Annotated in this window: 14 protein-coding genes and 1 riboswitch; of the genes, 2 read left to right on the top strand and 12 right to left on the bottom strand. The window is 70.8% G+C overall.

What is annotated here, in order from left to right; translation table 11 throughout:
- Window positions 1–440: 440 nt before the first annotated feature.
- From M8C13_RS41570 to M8C13_RS41560, 3 genes are read right to left on the bottom strand one after another with little or no spacing between them, the layout of a single operon-like run.
- Complete coding sequence (locus M8C13_RS41570) at window positions 441–1,328, bottom strand: RluA family pseudouridine synthase (RefSeq protein ID WP_252486341.1); 888 nt, start codon at window positions 1,326–1,328, stop codon at window positions 441–443.
- Between the two features lie 41 nt (window positions 1,329–1,369).
- A complete protein-coding gene (lspA, locus tag M8C13_RS41565; protein ID WP_252486336.1) occupies window positions 1,370–1,933 on the bottom strand; it encodes a signal peptidase II in 564 nt (187 codons plus the stop codon).
- Window positions 1,934–1,970: 37 nt separating this feature from the next.
- Window positions 1,971–3,335, bottom strand: coding sequence for an aminotransferase class V-fold PLP-dependent enzyme (locus tag M8C13_RS41560; protein ID WP_252486335.1), 1,365 nt, complete (start codon window positions 3,333–3,335; stop codon window positions 1,971–1,973).
- Window positions 3,336–3,370: 35 nt separating this feature from the next.
- Window positions 3,371–3,485: riboswitch (SAM riboswitch) on the bottom strand.
- A gap of 250 nt (window positions 3,486–3,735) precedes the next feature.
- Between M8C13_RS41560 and M8C13_RS41555 the strand changes: the two genes are divergently transcribed.
- Window positions 3,736–4,281 (top strand): hypothetical protein, encoded by a 546-nt coding sequence (locus M8C13_RS41555; RefSeq protein ID WP_252486334.1) that lies wholly within the window; start codon window positions 3,736–3,738, stop codon window positions 4,279–4,281.
- Window positions 4,282–4,339: 58 nt separating this feature from the next.
- Here the strand turns inward: M8C13_RS41555 and M8C13_RS45215 are convergent, their stop codons facing one another.
- Complete coding sequence (locus M8C13_RS45215) at window positions 4,340–4,990, bottom strand: M23 family metallopeptidase (RefSeq protein ID WP_305884058.1); 651 nt, start codon at window positions 4,988–4,990, stop codon at window positions 4,340–4,342.
- A 112-nt stretch (window positions 4,991–5,102) separates the two neighbouring features.
- Window positions 5,103–5,777 (bottom strand): SDR family NAD(P)-dependent oxidoreductase, encoded by a 675-nt coding sequence (locus M8C13_RS41545; protein WP_252486333.1) that lies wholly within the window; start codon window positions 5,775–5,777, stop codon window positions 5,103–5,105.
- A gap of 103 nt (window positions 5,778–5,880) precedes the next feature.
- Here M8C13_RS41545 and M8C13_RS41540 point away from each other — a divergent pair, with 103 nt between their 5' ends.
- A complete protein-coding gene (locus M8C13_RS41540) occupies window positions 5,881–6,321 on the top strand; it encodes a hypothetical protein (RefSeq protein WP_252486332.1) in 441 nt (146 codons plus the stop codon).
- Here M8C13_RS41540 and M8C13_RS41535 read toward each other — a convergent pair.
- The 7 genes from M8C13_RS41535 to M8C13_RS41505 form a co-directional block, all read right to left on the bottom strand.
- Window positions 6,318–7,799, bottom strand: coding sequence for a potassium/proton antiporter (locus tag M8C13_RS41535; RefSeq protein ID WP_252486331.1), 1,482 nt, complete (start codon window positions 7,797–7,799; stop codon window positions 6,318–6,320). The two genes, M8C13_RS41540 and M8C13_RS41535, sit on opposite strands and share 4 nt — an antisense overlap.
- A gap of 132 nt (window positions 7,800–7,931) precedes the next feature.
- Window positions 7,932–8,513 (bottom strand): TetR/AcrR family transcriptional regulator, encoded by a 582-nt coding sequence (locus M8C13_RS41530; protein ID WP_252486330.1) that lies wholly within the window; start codon window positions 8,511–8,513, stop codon window positions 7,932–7,934.
- A gap of 39 nt (window positions 8,514–8,552) precedes the next feature.
- Window positions 8,553–11,681 carry an isoleucine--tRNA ligase gene (gene ileS / locus M8C13_RS41525; protein WP_252486329.1) on the bottom strand — a complete coding sequence of 1,043 codons (3,129 nt, stop codon included), beginning with the start codon at window positions 11,679–11,681 and terminating at the stop codon, window positions 8,553–8,555.
- Window positions 11,682–12,091: 410 nt separating this feature from the next.
- Window positions 12,092–12,673: a hypothetical protein gene (locus M8C13_RS41520; RefSeq protein ID WP_252486328.1), complete on the bottom strand. Its 582-nt coding sequence runs from the start codon at window positions 12,671–12,673 to the stop codon at window positions 12,092–12,094.
- Window positions 12,674–12,698: 25 nt separating this feature from the next.
- Window positions 12,699–13,526, bottom strand: coding sequence for a DivIVA domain-containing protein (locus M8C13_RS41515; RefSeq protein ID WP_252486327.1), 828 nt, complete (start codon window positions 13,524–13,526; stop codon window positions 12,699–12,701).
- A gap of 46 nt (window positions 13,527–13,572) precedes the next feature.
- Window positions 13,573–13,857, bottom strand: a complete 285-nt coding sequence (locus tag M8C13_RS41510) for a YggT family protein (RefSeq protein WP_252486326.1) — start codon at window positions 13,855–13,857, stop codon at window positions 13,573–13,575.
- Window positions 13,858–13,876: 19 nt separating this feature from the next.
- A complete protein-coding gene (locus M8C13_RS41505; RefSeq protein ID WP_252486325.1) occupies window positions 13,877–14,572 on the bottom strand; it encodes a cell division protein SepF in 696 nt (231 codons plus the stop codon).
- Between the last annotated feature and the right edge of the window lie 29 nt (window positions 14,573–14,601).

The following is a 14,601-nucleotide window of genomic DNA, read 5'->3' as shown; positions in this document are numbered from 1 at the left end:
TGGGGAACCTCAAGACCCGCCTGCGTCTTGGCCTTTGACTTTGACTTTCCCCCCATGCTTTGATCTCTGCCCGTCCGGCGAGGACGCTCTTGACTTTGATCTTCGCTCTTCGCCTGAAACCCCGAAGATCAAAAGAATGTCCTCGCCGGACGGGCAGACCCCCGGAGGTGGGGACAAGTCAAAAGCCGGGACGAGCAGGTTGCGGGGCGGGGCAGGCTGCCGACTCAAGACCCAGCGTGCTCGCGGGCCTCTCGTCTTCTCCGCACGACCTTCCGACAGCGAACCACATCCCCACCAACGGCCACCGTTGCGTGGCGTGGCCTCGGCGGCGGTTGCTGTGAGCGTCCGCTGGTGGGGATGCGGTTAGCAGTCTCCAGGCCGTACGGAGAAGACGAGAGCCCCGCTTTGTGGGTTGTCACCCCTCGGCAAAGGCTTTTCGCTTACCAGCTGTCCGCGCGCAGTGAGTCCAAAGCCGTCTGCAAGTCCGCCGGGTACTCGCTGGTGAACTCCACCCATCCCTCATGCGCCGGGTGGTGGAAGCCCAATGACCGCGCCTGCAACCACTGCCGCGTCAAGTTGAGCTTCTTCGCCAGCACCGGATCCGCGCCATACGTCAAATCCCCCACGCAGGGATGCCGCAATGCCGAGAAGTGCACCCGGATCTGGTGGGTCCGGCCGGTCTCCAGCCGCACGTCCACCAGCGACGCCGCCCGGAACGCCTCCATCACCTCGTAGTGCGTGACGCTCGGCTTGCCGCTGGCGACCACCGCGAACTTGTAGTCCTGTCGCGGGTGCCGGTCGATCGGGGCGTCGATGGTGCCCCGGCTGGGATCCGGATGTCCTTGCACCAACGCGTGGTACCGCTTCTCCACGGTCCGTTCCTTGAACGCCCGCTTCAGCACCGAGTACGCGTGTTCGCTCTTGGCCACCACCATCACGCCGGTGGTGCCCACGTCCAGCCGGTGCACCACGCCCTGGCGCTCGGCCGCGCCGGAGGTGGCGATCTGGATGCCCGCGGCGGCCAGGCCCGCGACGACCGTGGGGCCGGTCCAGCCGGGGCTGGGGTGCACGGCGACGCCTACCGGTTTGTCGATGACCACGATGTCGTCGTCCTCGTGCAGCACGACCAGGCCGTCCACCGGGGCGGCGAGCATCGGGGCGGGGTGTTCCGGTTCGGGGAGGGTGACCTCCAGCCAGGAGCCGGCGACCAGGCGGTCGGACTTGCCCGCGGGCTGGCCGTCGAGCAGGACTCCGCCGGTCTCGGCCAGGCCGGCCGCGACCGTGCGGGACAGGCCCAGCAGTTTGGACAGGCCCGCGTCCACTCGCATGCCGTCCAGGCCGTCCGGCACCGGCAGGGTCCTCTGGTCACTCACGCGTTTTCCTCCACCGTGGCCTCAGCCTTCGTCTGATCTGCTCCGCGCCCGGCCCGTCTGCCGTCGTAGTCGACGCCGAAGAGGGCCAGCAGCACCAGGAGCACGCCGCCGCTGACGATGGCCGCGTCGGCGATGTTGAACACCGGCCACACGCTGCCGTCGGGGGCGAACAGTGACAGGAAGTCCACCACATGTCCCTCGGCGAAGCCGGGCGGGCGGGTCAGCCGGTCGGCCAGGTTGCCCAGGGCGCCGCCCAGCACCAGGCTGATGCCCACGGCCCAGCCGGTGGAGCGCAGCCGGGGCGCGAAGATCAGGATGGCCAGCACGACCAGCGTGGTGATCAGCGTCAGCAGCCAGGTCTGGCCGGGGAACAGCGAGAACGCCGCGCCGGGGTTGTGCAGCAGCACCAGGTACAGCGCGCCACCGGCCACCCGGACCGGCGGCTGCCCGTCGAGCGCGGCGACCGCGAGGTCCTTGGTGATCAGGTCCGCCGCGAAGGCCGCCAGCGCCACCAGGGCGAACGGCACCAGGCGGCGGGGCGGCTTGTCGTCGGTGCTCACCGCCCCATTGTCCCGTACGCCGGGACGACCCCTGACCTCAGGCGTTGATGAACGGCGGCAGCGGCCTCGGGTCGTTCACCGGGGCCCACCGGCCGTCCACGATCTCGTACTTCCAGCCCGGCCCGTGCTCGACCAGCTCGCGCAGCGCCAGCAGCACCCGGTCCACGTGCTCGGCGGTGGTGCCCAGACCCAGGCTGACCCGCAGCGCGCGGTCGCTGTCCGACCCGGCCTGGCCGAGCAGCCGCCGGGTGGCGATGTGCGCGCAGAACGCGCCGTCGCGCACCCCGATCCCGTACTCGGCGGACAGCGCGGCGGCCAGCAGACCGGGGTCCTGGCCGTCCACCGTGAAGCTCACCACACCGACCCGGTCCTGCCCCGCGCCGAAGATCGACAGCTCCCGCAGGCCGGGGATGGCCTTGAGTCCGGCGCGCAGCCGGGCGAACAGCTCGGCCTCGTGCGCGATGATCGCGTCCCAGCCGTGCTGGGTGATGGCCTGGCAGGCGCTGGCGAAGGCGTGCACGCCGACCACGTTCGGTGAACCGGCCTCGTGCCGCTCCGGCGCGGGCGCCCAGCCCACGCCCAGGTGGTCGCCCCAGTCCACCACGTGCTTGGTGGCGCCGCCGCCGACCAGGTACGGCTCGGCCTGGTGCAGCCAGTCCGCCCGGCCGACCAGCGCGCCGCTGCCGTAGGGGGCGTAGAGCTTGTGCGCGGAGAGCACCACGTAGTCCACGTCGAGCTGCTGGATGTCCACCGGGCGGTGCGGGGCCAGCTGCGCGGCGTCCAGCACGATCCGCGCGCCGAAGCGGCGGGCCACCGCGGCCAGCTCGCGCACCGGCCACAGCTCACCGGTCACGTTGGACGCCCCGGTCAGCACCACCAGCCGCGCGCCCTCCGGCGTGTTCCGCAGCGCCTCGGCCAGCGCGCCGATGGCGCCCTGCGGGGTGTCCGGGGTGGCGATCCGGGTGACCCTGGGACCCCGCCACGGCAGCAGCGCGGCATGGTGGTCGGTGTCGAAGGTGACCACGCTGGTGCCCCTGGGCACACTGCGGGCCAGCAGGTTCAGCGCGTCGGTGCTGTTGCGGGTGAAGACCACCACGTCGCTGGCGTGCGCCCCGACGAACCGCCGCACCACGTCCCTGGCCTGCTCGTACACCTTGGTGCACACCTGCGAGGCGAACCCGGCGCCGCGGTGCACGCTGGCGTAGTAGGGCAGCAGCTCGTCCACCGCGTCGCGCACCGCGGCCAGGCACGGCGCGCTGGCCGCGTGGTCGAGGTTGGCGTAGGCCACCCGCTCGCCGGTGACCAGCGGCACCGCGGTGTGCGCGCCGACAACGGCGGGCACGGCGGCAGTGGTGGTCGCGGTGGTGGCGGTGGCCTGCGCGGGGATGACAGCGAGCGACATACAACCCTCCGGGGTCCTGATCGGACCTGCCAGGAGGTCCGCGCTTGCCCGCCGCACCTCGCGACGGACCAGGTCCTCACCCGGAGCACCCCACCGCGGTAGGAGGGTTGCCGACCAGCAAGCCGGGGCTGTGCGCTGGTACTCATGACCTTGGCCCCGAAGTTAGCCGACGGACCGGCGACTTGGGAAGTCCCCTTTCCAGATACCGGGAAGCCGCTGGTCCACCCGGCTTCGCCGAACGGGCAGCTGGCCGGGCACCGGTTGGGGCGCATTCCCGGGCGAGGCCGAGTTGATATTTCCATTCGCCCTAACCTGACCGGACGGGTGAATCCACCCGGGAATTCCGCACCAGGGGGCTTTCATGGAGAGAACCAGCACGAGCAGAATCCGGCGCGGCTTCGTGCGATTAGCCGTGGCGACGATGATGATGAGCAGCGCGATCCTGGGCGCGACGGCCGCGGCCCAGGCCGCACCCGCCGAACCGCCGATCCCGGCCGAGACCGCGCCGGCCGGGGTCACAACCAAGCTCGCGGCCCCCAACGGAGTCGCCGCCCCGCTGCTTTGCAGTGGCCACGCGGTCGAGCACGGCAACTGGAACAACGCGGACCCGAACGCCACCGGCATCGCCAGGGCCGAACTGCGGGACTGCCAGTCGGTCACCGTCTGCGAGGGCTCGATCTGCCGCATCGTGCACGACGCGGGCTGGACCATGCGCCTGTTCGGGAAGTGCTCACCGACCAACTGCGACTGGGGCTGGAGCAATTCCGAGTTCCGCCAGTCCACCGGTCACATCCACGCCTTCTACGACCAGGGATACGCCAAGCGGCACGTCTGGGCGAAGATGTCGCAATACCGTCCGGGCCAGCTGTGGATTGCCTGGCGAACTGATTTCGTCGACCCGAACCGACCGGACTACGAAGTGCAGGAATGGTTCCACCGCGGCTGAGCGCGCAGTGACGCACAACACCGGGACGGCTCCGCCACGGGCCGTCCCGTCGCCGCGCTCAGACCTGGAACCGGCCGGGCAGCGACACGCTGAACCCGTCACCGACCCGCTCCGCGCGCCCGGAGTACTGCTGCGCCCCGGCGCGGAACCGCCAGGCGCCCAGCACCTTCCCGTCCACCGGCACGCCGACCTCGGCCGCGACCTTGGTGCTCACGTCCGCATAGGACAGTCCACTCCAGTCCGCGCTGGGCGCCGCGCCCAGCTGCCACAGCGTGAAGTGCACGTGCGCGCCACTGCTGGACCCGCCGCAGGGCAGCGCGTTCCCGGTGCGCCCCAACGGGGTCCCGGCCGAGACGGACTGCCCGTCGCGGACCTGGATGTCCTCCAGGTGGTAGTAGCCGGTGCGCCAGCCGCCCGCGTGGTCCACGGTGACCCAGTCGCCGCCGGCGCAGCGCTGGATCCGCACTGTGCCCTCGGCCGCCGAGCGGGCGACGCCGTCGCTGGGCGAGAAGTCGATCGCGTTCTTGACCCCGCTCTGCCCGTTGTCCGAGTGCACCCCGGCCGAGTAGGTCTGCTGGCCGGTGGCGAAGGGCAGGGCGAGCACCGGGTCCGCGAGCGGCATGGCCACCGCGGTGGGTGCGAGCAGCAGGCCGCCGGAGAGCAGCGCGGCGGCGGCGAGCAGCCAGGTGGGACGGCGGTTCCCCGACATCGTGGACTCCTTACAGGGGCACCCTTTCGGGCGAAGGAGCCATGAAGTTAGCCAGTCGGGCGCGAGCCGTCAGGCCCCAAACGATGTCGGACAAATGGTCTAACCGGGGTCGCTACCAGGGCAAAGGCTCGCCGTGCCGGAAGAAGCCGCCGGTGGGACCACCATCGGGCAGTCGGACGGCCCAGGCCACGCTGGCCGCGCCCTCGGACACCGGGCCGCCGCCCGCGCCGCCCATGTCGGTGGCCACCCAGCCCGGGCAGACCGCGTTGACCAGGAAGTTCTGCCGGCCGAGCTCGGCGGCCAAAATCCGGGTGAGGGCGTTCAGGGCGGCCTTGCTGGTGCTGTAGCCGGGCGTGCCCGCGCCGAGCCGGCTGATCGAGCCGGCCTCGCTGGAGACGTTCACGATCCGCGGGTGCGCGCTCTCCCGCAACAGCGGCAGCAGAGCGAGGGTGACCTGCCAAGCGCCGAAGAGGTTGGTGTCGAAGGCTTTCCGGACGCGGTCCAGGTCGGCGGCGCTGGCCAGCGCGTCGGTGTCGTAGTCGATGGCGGCGTTGTTGACCAGGACGTCCAGGTGGCCGTAGTCCGCGCGCAGCTCCTCGGCCAGGCGGACGATCGAGACCGGATCGGTGACGTCGAGCCGGCGGGTGTCAGCGGCGAAGCCGTCCGCCGACAGGGTTTCCGGGCGGCGGGCGGTCATGATCACCCGGTCGCCCTCGGCGGCCAGCAGCCGGGCGGTGGCCAGGCCGATGCCGCGGTTGGCCCCGGTGATCAGCACGGTGCGGGACATGCCGCCATTCTGCCGACCCAGGACGCCAGCCGTTGGCCAGCCGCGGTCGGCCTGCTGGAACCGGCCAGGAAACGGCTTGGCCCGGGTGGCAGACTCGGCCCCGATGGAACACGTGATCGTGCGCTTCGACGAGAACGCCACCTACAGCGACCCCGAGCCCTACCTTGAGCTGCTGCCCACGCTCGCGCCCCAGCTGCCGCCGGGCGCGCGAGCCTTCGCCACCGAGGCCGAGCACTACGACTTCTTCGGCAAGCGGTGCGTGAAGGACCTCAAGCCCGCCGAGCTCCGCGCCGACGGTGACCGGCTCGTGCTGGAGCTGCGGCACAGCTGCTGGAAGCACGACGCGGACCTGGTGCTGCGCTACACCGGCGTCACCGAGCACACCTTCGACCCGCCGGGCGAGCTGCCCAGGGAGGTGTTCCTGGACGAGCTGCTGCCGCACGAGCGCGGGGTGCGGCACGAGATCGTCTGCCTGACCGGGAGCATCGTGGTGGTCGCCGCGGACGTGATCGCGGAGTGGGTGCCCACCGACTGCACCGGCTAACCGTCGCCGCGCTCGCCGCGCCAGTGCGCGTAGCGGCCGGCCCGGTCGATGGCGCGGATGCGTTTCTCCGCCTCGTCCCGCGCGGTCTCGGTGGTGACCACCAGCAGCTGGTCGTCGAACTGGAGGCGGGTCACCGGCTGCGGGGTGAAGCCCTTGCCCGCGCGGACCACCAGGCTCACCGTGGCGCCCCCGGGCAGGCGCAGCTCGGAGACGTAGACGCCGTGCAGCTTGGAGCCCTTCGGGATGCGGATCTGCAGCAGCTCCGCGCCCAGCTCGTCCAGCGGGCCGGCGTCCACCTGGACCTCCTGCATCTCGCCCCTGCGCACCAGCCCCAGCCAGCGGGCCAGCACCGGCAGCGTGCTGCCCTGGATCAGGGTCAGCAGCACCACCAGCACGAACACCACGTCCACCAGGGTCTGCGCGCCCTCCACGCCCTGGGTAACCGGGATCATCGCCAGCACGATGGGCACCGCGCCGCGCAGGCCGGACCAGGCCAGGAAGGTCTGTTCCCGCCAGGGCAGGCGGAACGGGGTGGCCGAGAGCATCACCGACAGCGGGCGGGCCACCAGCAGCAGCACGCCACCGGCGACCAGGGCCGGGACCAGCACGTCGAACAGCCGGGACGGCGAAGCGTACAGGCCCAGCAGCACGAACAGGCCGATCTGGGCCAGCCAGCCGAGGCCCTCGGCGAAGGACAGTGTGTCCGCGCGGTGTGGCAGCCGGGCGTTGCCCAGCACCAGCCCCGCCACGTAGGCCGAGAGCAGGCCCGCGCCGTGCACGCCCTGGGCGGCGGCGTAGGCCAGCACGCACACCCCGACCGTCGCGAGTGGATAGAGACCGGTGGCCGGCAGCGCCGCCCGGCGCAACGCGGCCGCGCCCAGCCAGCCCATCCCGATGCCCAGCGCGGCGCCGATCACCAGCTCGTAGACCACCAGCGCCGGTGTCCACCAGGTGAACGGGTCGGTGCCGGCCAGCAGCACCACGGCCAGGTACACCGGCGCGTCGTTGAGCCCGGACTCCAGTTCCAGCGCGCCGGCCAGCCGTTTGCTCACCCCGACTCCGCGCAGCACGCTGAACACCGCGGCCGCGTCGGTGGAGGAGAGCACCGCGCCCCACAGCAGCGCGGTGCGCCACTCCAGGTCCAGGATCAGGTGCAGCAGCCCGCCGGTGACCGCGATGCTCACCGCGACGGCCACTGTGGACAGTGCGATCCCCAGGCCCAGCGCGGGTTTCACCGCAGACCAGCGGGTGGTGAGGCCACCCTCGGCCAGGATCAGCACCAGCGCGGCGATGCCGAGGGACTGGGTGAGGTCGGCGTCGGAGAACTGGATGCCGAAGCCGGACTCGCCGATGACAAGCCCGATTCCGAGGTACAGCAACAGAGACGGTAGGCCGAGCCGGACGGACACGCGCACGGCGAGCACCGCCACCAGGAGCACCCCGGCGCCGATTCCGAGCACGGTCGTCAGGTCGGTCATACGGCGCCTCCGGACATCAGACTAAAACTCTGGCGTGTCCATTGTGGCTGCTCAGAACCCATTTTTCGGTAATTGCGATGAATCGTGCATGACTCTGTACCCAGAGGCGCTGGCCGGGATAAGCTTGGGGAATCACCCCGAACCGTTCTCCTTGCTGAGCAATGCCGCCATCGAGGCGTCCAGGTGCGCCCGCCGCTGCGCGCGCGAACGGGGCATCGCGGCCGGGGCCATCCGGAACAGGTGCGCGTGCCCGAGGTAGGCGCTGTAGGCCAGCACCGCGCGCCGCCTGGCATCCGCCTTACCGAAGCCGCACTGGGCGAAAAGCGTTGACAGGTAAGCGATCCGGCGGTCGGTCACCCGGTCCAGCACCGGACGGATGACCGGATCGTCGCCCGCGGCCAGCAGGGCCAGCTCGACCGCGTTGCCCTCCGGCCGGTCCAGCACGCTGGCGAAGAGCAGCCGCAACCGGTGCGCCGGATCGGTTTCCTGTTCGGCCAGCGCGATCACGGCCTCGGTGTGCTCCTGCTCCCAGCGCTCCAGGGTGGCCACCAGCAGCGCCTCCCGGTTGGCGAAATGCCAGTAGGCACTGCCTTTGGTGGCGCCGACCCGGACGGCCAGCGGTTCGATGGCCACCGCGGCGAGGCCGCCCTCGGCGAGTGCGGCCAGCGCGGCGGTGGTCCAGTCCGCGCGGGTCTTCCTGATCTTGGCTGGCACGACCGTACGGTACCGTACGGTCGTGCCGGCCAAGCACCGTCAGGACTTGGCGACCGCGACCCGCACCGCGGTGCCCTCGCCCACCGAGCCGCCGAACCCGGCGTCCCCGGCCGGACCGTGGGTCAGCGCCACGGCCAGCGTCTCCGCCGCGATGAACTCGGCGAAGCGCTCCACCGCGGGACGCACCTCATCCGGCACCTCCACGGTCAGCGCGATCCGGTCCGAGACGTCCAGCGCCGCCTCCCTGCGGGCCTGCTGGATCACCCGGACCAGGTCGCGGGCCAGGCCCTCGGCGGCCAGCTCCGCGGTCACCTCGGTGTCCAGCACGACCAGGCCGGAGCCGCCGGGCAGCGCGGCCGCCGCGCCGGGATCGGAGGAGACCAGCCGCTGCTCGTACTCCGCGGGCAGCAGCTCGATCCCGGCCGCCACCACCGCGCCGGTCTCGCTGGTGGTCCACTCCCCGGCCTTGACCGCCTTGATCACCTTCTGCACGTCCTTGCCCAGCCGGGGGCCGCAGACGCGGGCGTTGACCGCCAGCTCGACCCGGCCGTGCGCGGCCACGTCGGTGGTCAGCACCACGTCCTTGACGTTGACCTCGTCCCGGATCAGCTCCAGGAACGGGGCCAGGTCCGCCGCGTACGGCGCGGCCACCACGAGCTTGGCCAGCGGCAGCCGGACCCGCAGCTTGTTCGCCTTGCGCAACGACAGCGCGGTGGAGCAGACCTGCCGCACCTCGTCCATGGCCGCGACCAGCTTGTCATCGGCGGGCAGGTCGGCCACCTCGGGGAAGTCGGTGAGGTGCACCGAGCGCTCGCCGGTCAGCCCGCGCCAGACCGCCTCGGTGGTCAGCGGCAGCAGCGGCGCCACCGTCCGGCAGACCACCTCCAGCACCGTGTGCAGGGTGTCCACCGCGTCCTGCTCACCGGCCCAGAACCGCTCCCGGGAACGGCGCACGTACCAGTTGGTCAGCACCTCCAGGAACTCCCGGACCGCCTGGTGCGCGGTGGACAGGTCGTAGCCGTCCAGCGAGGTGCGCACCGCCTTGACCAGGTCGTGCGTCTTGGCCAGCACGTACCGGTCCAGCACGTGCGCGCTGTCGACCCGCCACTTCCCTTCCACCCCGGCCGCGTTGGCGTAGAGGGAGAGGAAGTACCAGGAGTTCCACAGCGGCAGCACGGCCTGGCGCACCGCGTCCCTGATGCCGCGCTCGGTCACGCTCAGGTCGCCGCCCCGGGAGACCGGGCTGGCCAGCAGGAACCAGCGCATGGCGTCGGAGCCGTCCCGGTCGAAGACCTCCCGGACGTCCGGGTAGTTCTGCTTCGACTTGGACATCTTCTGCCCGTCGTCGCCCAGCACGGTGCCGTGCACCAGGCAGTTGCGGAAGGCAGGCCGGTCGAACAGCGCGGTGGCCAGCACGTGCATGGTGTAGAACCAGCCGCGGGTCTGCGCGGTGTACTCCACGATGAAGTCACCCGGGTAGTGGTCGTCGAACCACTCGCGGTTCTCGAACGGGTAGTGCACCTGGGCGAAGGACATCGAGCCGGACTCGAACCAGCAGTCCAGCACCTCCGGCACCCGGCGCATCATCGACTTGCCGGTCGGGTCGTCCGGGTTCGGCCGCACCAGGTCGTCCACCACCGGGCGGTGCAGCTCGGTCGGGCGCACGCCGAAGTCGCGCTCCAGCTCATCCAGCGAGCCGTAGACGTCCATCCTCGGGTAGGCCGGGTCGTCGGAGACCCACACCGGGATCGGCGAGCCCCAGTACCGGTTGCGCGAGATCGACCAGTCGCGGGCGTTCTCCAGCCACTTGCCGAACTGCCCGTCCTTGATGTGCTCGGGCACCCAGTTGATCTGCTGGTTCAGCTCGACCATCCGGTCCTTGAACTGGCTGACCGCGACGAACCAGGAGGTCACCGCGCGCTGGATCAGCGGGCTGTCGCAGCGCCAGCAGTGCGGGTACGGGTGGTCGTAGGTCTCGTGGCGCAGCAGCACGCCCGCGGCCTTGAGGTCGCGGATGATCTGCTTGTTCGCCTCGAAGACGTGCGTGCCCGCGTACGGCGGCACCTCGGAGGTGAACTCGCCCCTGGCGTCGACCGGGACGACCACCTCGATGCCCGCGGCGTCGGTGACGGCCTTGTCGTCCTCACCGAAGGCGGGCGCGATGTGCACGATGCCGGTGCCGTCCTCGGTGGTCACGTAGTCCGCGCCGAGGATCTGGTGCGCGTTCTCCCGCCCGGCGAAGAACGGGAACACCGGGGTGTACTTGCGGCCGAGCAGCTCGGCCCCGGTGTAGCGGCGCACCACGTGCTCGGCGGCGTCCTCGCCCAGCTCGCGGGCGTAGGCGGCCAGCCTGGCCTCGGCCAGCAGGTACTGCTCGCCCTCGTGCTCGACCACCACGTAGTCCACGTCCGGGTGCACGGCCATGGCCAGGTTGCTGGGCAGCGTCCACGGCGTGGTCGTCCAGACCAGGGCCAGCTCGCCGGACTCCAGCCGCATGCCCACGGTGACCGCGGGGTCCTGCCGGTCGCGGTAGACGTCGTCCATCTTGGTCTCGGTGTTGGACAGCGGCGTCTCGCAGCGCCAGCAGTACCAGAGCACCCGGAAGCCCTCGTAGACCAGGCCCTTGTCCCACAGCGACTTGAAGGCCCACATGACGCTCTCCATGTACGGGAGGTCCAGGGTCTTGTAGTCGTTGTCGAAGTCCACCCAGCGGGCCTGCCGGGTGACGTAGTCCCGCCAGTCGCCGGTGAAGCGCAGCACCGAGGTGCGGCAGGCGTCGTTGAACTTCTCGATGCCCAGCTGCTCGATCTCGGACTTGTGCGTGATGCCGAGTTCCTTCTCCACCGCGACCTCGGCGGGCATGCCGTGGCAGTCCCAGCCGAAGCGGCGCTCGACCCGGCGGCCCAGCATGGTCTGGTAGCGCGGCACCACGTCCTTGACGTAGCCGGTGAGCAGGTGCCCGTAGTGCGGCAGGCCGTTGGCGAAGGGCGGGCCGTCGTAGAAGACGAACTCGTTGCGGCCGTTCTCCCCGGCCGGGCGGTTGTCGATGCTCGCCTCGAAGGTCCGGTCGGCGGCCCAGTAGGCCAGCACGTCCTGCTCCAGCACGGGGAAGGACGGCTGGGCTGGCACGCCCGGCGCGCTGTCGAGTTGGACCTTGGGGTAAGCCATGGGAGGGGTGCTCCTCGCGTGCGGTTCGTCCGGCGTCGTACGGGCTCGCGCCCACACGGGGACGACGCGCCGTGGCCGGCGCTCCGCGGTACCACCCCGCTTGCCAGGCCCTCGCGGGTCTGGCCACTCGTTTGTCGGCTGTGACGGGCCGTCCCGTCCGGTTCTACTGGGGCGGCGGACCGCCTGTTCTTCCGGAGGCTCCCCGGTGATGGCCGGATCGGTGCCTGTGTTGTCAAGAGTAACCGGGCAGGCAAATCGGTTGCCGCCCTGGCCGGGCTGAGCGCCCGTTAGGCCATACAGGTTGCGGACCCCGTTGTGCTCCCCCGAATGGGGTCACTGTGGGTGAGTTGGTACTACTTAGGCAACTTGAGAGTGATCAGACGGGATGCGACTTGGACCGTGCGGCCGGCTCAGCGGGTGCGTCCGGCCCGGTGTGCTGCCGCGAGGCTGCGGTCCGGGGTGCAGCGCCCGCAGGGGGTGAAGCCCAGCTCGCGGGCCTCCCGCACGGGCAGGCGCAGCGTGGCCGAGCCGGTGAGCCAGGTGCACTCGGCCAGGTGGTAGCGCGGGTGCTCGTCGACCACCCTGACCTCCTCGGCCAGCGAGCTGACGACCAGCAGGTCGGCCGCGTCGGTGTCCTCCTCGCCAGGTTCGGCCGCGGCGCCCGTGGACGGCTTGGCCGGGGATGCCGCCTTCTCGGCGGCATCCCCGGCGTGCACGTCGTCCTCAGGCCCGGTTGCGACCTTCTCCCGCGCGGTGCTGACCGCCTCGGCGTGTTCTCCAGCATCCGGACGGCCGACTTCCCCATCAGCAGCCGGCTCCGGATCCGTGGCGAGCGCCCGGCGTCGGCGCAGGATCCAGTCCGCGAACAGCAGCAGCGCGGCTGCCACGCTCGCGACGACCGAACCCCACGCCCAGGCGGTCACCCCGGAGACCAGGGCGGTGACCAGCAGCCCGAAGGCGGCCAGCACCAGCAGCAGGACCAGGTACAGCACCTGACCTACTCCCTACTGCCCGGGATCAGCCGGCCTCTGCCGCACGGGTGCCGAAGGTGTACCCGGACTGGTTGGCCCGGCTCTCCGTCGGCGCCGCGGGTGCGGCCGAACCCTGGTCGATCAGTTCCTGCAGGCGGGACTCCAGGAAGGTCTTCAACCTGGTGCGGTACTCACGCTCGAAGGTGCGCAGCGTGTCGAGCTTCTTCTCCAGCGCGTTCTTCTCCTGGGTGATGGAGCCCATCACCTCGGTGTGCTTGCGCTGGGCGTCCCGTTCGAGGGCCGAAGCCTTCTCCCTGGCCTGACGCTCCAGGGTCTCGGCACGGGTACGCGCGTCGTTGAGCATGGTCTCCGCCCTGGTACGGGCCTCGTTGACCATGCTGTCGGCCTTGGCACGGGCCTCGGAGAGCAGCTGCTCGGACTTGGTCCGGGCTTCCGACAGCATGCCGTCGGACTCTGCCTTGGCCTCACCGGTGAGCCGGTCGGCCATCTCCTGAGCCAGGCCGAGGACCTTGGCTGCCTGCACGTGGTGGTCGCCTCCAGGGGAGGTCTGCTCCATCACGCTGGGCGGGGGCACGGGGGTGAGGCGACGCGGCTCGTCGACCGAGCGGACCGGGGAGTGCCCGCCCGCGACGGTCTTGGTCCGCGCGTCCTCGAGCTCAACGCGGGCGTTGCTCAGCTGGCTGTCGAGCTGTTCGACCTGCTGGCGCAGGTCGTTGTTCTCCTCGATCAGCCTGGCGAGCTCGGCCTCGATGAGGTCGAGGAAGGCATCGACCTCGTCCTCGTTGTAGCCCCGCTTGCCTATCGGCGGCTTACTGAACGCCACATTATGAACGTCGGCGGGGGTCAAGCCCATCAGATCACCTCACGCACTCGGGGCAGCTTTTTGATCTCGTTCCCCGTCACGAGATCGGCACCAGCCGCATCAGGATGAACACGACCAGCAGCAGCACCATAATCGACAAGTCCAGTCCGATGCCCCCGATCCGGACCATCGGGATCACCCGACGAGCCAGGGAGACCGGGGGGTCGGTCACTGTGTAGATGGTCTCCAGCGTCACCGCAACCCCGCCCGCCGGCCGCCACTCTCTGGCGAACGATCGGACGAGCTCGACGACCACCCTGGCGGTCAGCAGCAGCCAGAAGGCGAAAAGCAGGTAATAGGCGATGACCCAGACCGGTTGCACGCCTCCACTCTGCCACTTTCTAGCTCTGACTGAAGTAGCCACCCTCCGCCAACCGCCGGCGATCTTCCGCCGTGACGTCGACGTTGGGTGGTGAGAGAAGGAACACCTTGTTGGTGACCTTGTCGATGTCGCCCCGCAGCGCGAAGGCCAGACCGGCCGCGAAGTCCACCAGACGACGTGCGTCGGCGTCCGCCATGCCGGTCAGGTTGATGATCACCGGGGTGCCCTCGCGGTAGTGCTCGCCGATGGTCCGCGCCTCCAGGTAGCTGCGCGGGGCCAGGGTGGTGATCCGGCTGAGCGGGTGCGAGGGGTGCTCGATGACGGCACGGGTCCGCGGGGTCGGCTCGTGCTGGGTCTGCGGGTCGACGGCCAGCGCGCCGCGGGTGGGCGGCACACTGGAGACGCTCGGCGTCGACGTGGTGGCCGCCCACGGCCTGCGCGTGCGCGCGGGCTCGGGTTCCGGCTCGTAGTCGTCGACGTCTTCGACCAGTTCAGGGCGGTAGGTGCCGAACCGGCGCCGGCGCGAGCCCCGCTCGGGGTAGGACTCGTAGTCGGCCTCGGCGTAGCGGCGGTCTCCGTAGTCCCGGTCGCCGTAGTCGTCCGCGTACTCCCGGCTGCGGCCGTGGTAGCGGTCGTCCTCTTCGGTGGCGTACCGGTCGACTTCGTCGGCAGGGACCATTCCGAAGTAGGCCTTCAGCTTCTGGAGCGCGCTCATCGCCAGCCCTTCCTACTTCTGGTCGACCT

Origin of the sequence: Crossiella sp. SN42 (genome assembly GCF_023897065.1) — a bacterium.
GTDB lineage: Bacteria > Actinomycetota > Actinomycetes > Mycobacteriales > Pseudonocardiaceae > Crossiella.
This window is presented reverse-complemented; position numbering and strand designations above follow the sequence as displayed.

Bases quoted from the DNA above. Each gene is read 5' to 3' on its own strand.
- M8C13_RS41570 (WP_252486341.1), bottom strand. From the start codon at position 1,328: ATGCGAGTGGACGCGGGCCTGTCCAAACTGCTGGGCCTGTCCCGCACG.
- M8C13_RS41560 (WP_252486335.1), bottom strand. From the start codon at position 3,335: ATGTCGCTCGCTGTCATCCCCGCGCAGGCCACCGCCACCACCGCGACC.
- M8C13_RS45215 (WP_305884058.1), bottom strand. From the start codon at position 4,990: ATGTCGGGGAACCGCCGTCCCACCTGGCTGCTCGCCGCCGCCGCGCTG.
- M8C13_RS41545 (WP_252486333.1), bottom strand. From the start codon at position 5,777: ATGTCCCGCACCGTGCTGATCACCGGGGCCAACCGCGGCATCGGCCTG.
- M8C13_RS41540 (WP_252486332.1), top strand. From the start codon at position 5,881: ATGGAACACGTGATCGTGCGCTTCGACGAGAACGCCACCTACAGCGAC.
- M8C13_RS41535 (WP_252486331.1), bottom strand. From the start codon at position 7,799: ATGACCGACCTGACGACCGTGCTCGGAATCGGCGCCGGGGTGCTCCTG.
- ileS (WP_252486329.1), bottom strand. From the start codon at position 11,681: ATGGCTTACCCCAAGGTCCAACTCGACAGCGCGCCGGGCGTGCCAGCC.
- M8C13_RS41515 (WP_252486327.1), bottom strand. From the start codon at position 13,526: ATGGGCTTGACCCCCGCCGACGTTCATAATGTGGCGTTCAGTAAGCCG.
- M8C13_RS41505 (WP_252486325.1), bottom strand. From the start codon at position 14,572: ATGAGCGCGCTCCAGAAGCTGAAGGCCTACTTCGGAATGGTCCCTGCC.